The sequence below is a fragment of the Chitinophaga silvatica genome (genome assembly GCF_003419895.1).
Lineage (GTDB): Bacteria > Bacteroidota > Bacteroidia > Chitinophagales > Chitinophagaceae > Chitinophaga > Chitinophaga silvatica.
On the sequence record NZ_QPMM01000023.1, the window covers coordinates 1 to 3,119 of the forward strand.

The 3,119-nt window shown below is 47.4% G+C and carries 2 rRNA genes; both read right to left on the reverse strand.

The features are described 5' to 3' along the window. Nucleotides 1-9 precede the first annotated feature (9 nt). Nucleotides 10-121 (reverse strand): 5S ribosomal RNA (rrf, locus tag DVR12_RS27450). A gap of 79 nt (nt 122-200) precedes the next feature. Then, nucleotides 201-3,080, reverse strand: a 23S ribosomal RNA gene (locus DVR12_RS27455). Nucleotides 3,081-3,119 lie beyond the last annotated feature (39 nt).

Genomic DNA, 3,119 nt, shown 5'->3' on the forward strand with positions numbered 1-3,119 from the left:
TTTTAATAAGTATGGCAGCTACCTACTCTCCCGCATGATAGTGCAGTACCATCGGCCATGAGGGGCTTAACTTCTCTGTTCGGAATGGGAAGAGGTGAACACCCTCGGCAAAACCACCATAAGATCTTTTTTGCTATTACAGCAAACTAATAAGGTAACATATCGGGAAAAAAGTATTGTTCAGAATCAACATAATAATAAAGTTAAAGCTTACGGGCAATTAGTATTACTCGGCTCGGATGTTACCACCCTTATACCTGTAACCTATCAACGTCGTAGTCTGCGACGGCCCTTAAAAGTAAACTCATCTTGAAGCAGGTTTCACGCTTAGATGCTTTCAGCGTTTATCCTATCCGTACATAGCTACTCTGCACTGCACCTGGCGGCACAACAGATACACCAGCGGTACGTACGACCCGGTCCTCTCGTACTAAGGTCATGTCCTCTCAATTTACTAACGATCACAACAGATAGGGACCGAACTGTCTTGCGACGTTCTGAACCCAGTTCACGTGCCACTTTAATCGGCGAACAGCCGAACCCTTGGGACCTTCTCCAGCCCCAGGATGTGACGAACCGACATCGAGGTGCCAAACCTCACCGTCGATATGAGCTCTTGGGTGAGATCAGCCTGTTATCCCCGGAGTACCTTTTATCCTTTGAGCGATGGCCCTTCCATACAGAACCACCGGATCACTTTAGCCTGCTTTCGCACCTGCTCGGCTTGTATGCCTCACAGTCAAGCACCCTTTTACTAATGCGCTCTGCGTACGATTACCAACCGTACTGAGGGTACCTTTGCGAGCCTCCGTTACCTTTTAGGAGGCGACCACCCCAGTCAAACTACCCACCAAACAATGTCCCCGGTCTCCCGGGTTAGACTCTAAATAACAGAAGGTTGGTATTTCAACGATGACTCCACAACTCCTGGCGAAGCTGCTTCATAGTCTCCCAACTATCCTACACATCTGGCATTCAAAATCAATGTTAAGTTGTAGTGAAGGTTCACGGGGTCTTTCCGTCCCGTTGCGATTAACCGGCATCTTCACCGATACTACAATTTCACCGAGCTCGTGGTAGAGACAGTGTACAACTCATTAGACCATTCGTGCAGGTCGGAACTTACCCGACAAGGAATTTCGCTACCTTAGGACCGTTATAGTTACGGCCGCCGTTTACTGGGGCTTCAGTCAGAAGCTTTGGATTGCTCCGAACATCCTTCCTTAACCTTCCAGCACCGGGCAGGTATCAGGCTCTATACGTCATCTTTCGATTTTGCAGGGCCCTGTGTTTTTGTTAAACAGTTGGTTGTACCATTTTACTGAGACCACATCACTGTGGTACGCCTTATCCCGAAGTTACAGCGTCAATTTGCCTAGTTCCTTTACCACGGATCACTCGAGCGCCTGAGAATATTCATCTCGACTACCTGTGTCGGTTTACGGTACGGGCTGCTTAAAACATAACTTAGAGGTTTTTCTTGGAAGTCTGATTAGGGACATTATCAGCGCTGCCGAAGCTTTGCCGTACTATCAGGTTCATCATCCCTGGCGGATTTGCCTACCAGAAATATAACTACTCCCTTTAACGCACTATTCCGTAAGTGCGCAGTCCTTTCACTACTCCGTTACCCCATCGAATTTTAAGCAGGTGTTGGAATATTCACCAACTTGCCATCAGCTACGCCTTTCGGCTTTGCCTAAGGACCCGACTAACCCTGATCCGATTAGCGTTGATCAGGAACCCTTAGTCTTTCGGCGACAAGATTTTTCATCTTGTTTATCGTTACTTATGCCTACATTTTCTTTTCTAAACGCTCCAGCATGTCTCGCAACACACCTTCGATGCAGTTTAGAATGCTCCCCTACCGTCTAGCTTACGCTAGGCCTAAAGCTTCGGTTGTATGTTTGATGCCCGATTATTTTCCGTGCCCAAACCCTCGACCAGTGAGCTGTTACGCACTCTTTAAATGAATGGCTGCTTCCAAGCCAACATCCTGGCTGTTTTAGGATTTGAACCGCGTTTGTTCAACTTAACATACGATTAGGGACCTTAGCTGTTAGTCTGGGTTATTTCCCTCTCGGCCATGGACCTTAGCGCCCACAGCCTCACTCCTGGAGATTATATTATAGCATTCGGAGTTTATTAGGGTTTGGTAGGCGGTGAAGCCCCCTAGCCCAATTAGTAGCTCTACCTCTATAATACGTCTATATCCAAGGCTGTTCCTAAAAACATTTCGGGGAGAACGAGCTATCTCTCAGTTTGATTGGCCTTTCACCCCTATCCACAGGTCATCCCATAGCTTTTCAACGCTAATGAGTTCGGACCTCCAGTTAGTTTTACCTAACCTTCATCCTGCCCATGGATAGATCACAAAGTTTCGCGTCTACCCCCACTGACTAATTCGCTCTGTTAGAACTTGCTTTCGCTACGGCTCCGGTACTGAAGACCTTAACCTCGCCAGTGAGGAGTAACTCGTAGGCTCATTATGCAAAAGGCACGCCGTCACCCTTACGGGCTCCGACCGCTTGTAAGCGCACGGTTTCAGGAACTATTTCACTCTCCTGTTCGGAGTACTTTTCACCTTTCCCTTACGGTACTGGTTCACTATCGGTATCTAAGGAGTATTTAGCCTTACCAGATGGTGCTGGCAGTTTCACACAGGATTCCTCCGGTCCCGCGCTACTCAGGATACTACACGTCCACTAAAATTTCTGTCTACAGGGCTATCACCTGCTAAGGCTCATCTTTCCAGATGATTCAACTTGATTTAGCTTTCTAAAAGTAGTCCTACAACCCCGGATAGAATTGCTTCGATCCGGTTTGGGCTCTTCCCTGTTCGCTCGCCACTACTTAGGGAATCATTGAATTATTTTCTTTTCCTGCAGGTACTTAGATGTTTCAGTTCCCTGCGTTGGCTCTCTTTCGAGTGACACGCCTTCAGCGTGCCGGGTTGTCCCATTCGGAAATCTACGGATGTAACGATCGTTTGCATCTCCCCGTAGCTTATCGCAGCTTACCACGTCCTTCATCGCCTCTTAGATCCTAGGCATCCACCATGCGCCCTTATTCGCTTTAAATATTTTGTACTCAAATATTACTATCTGAACACTACTTTG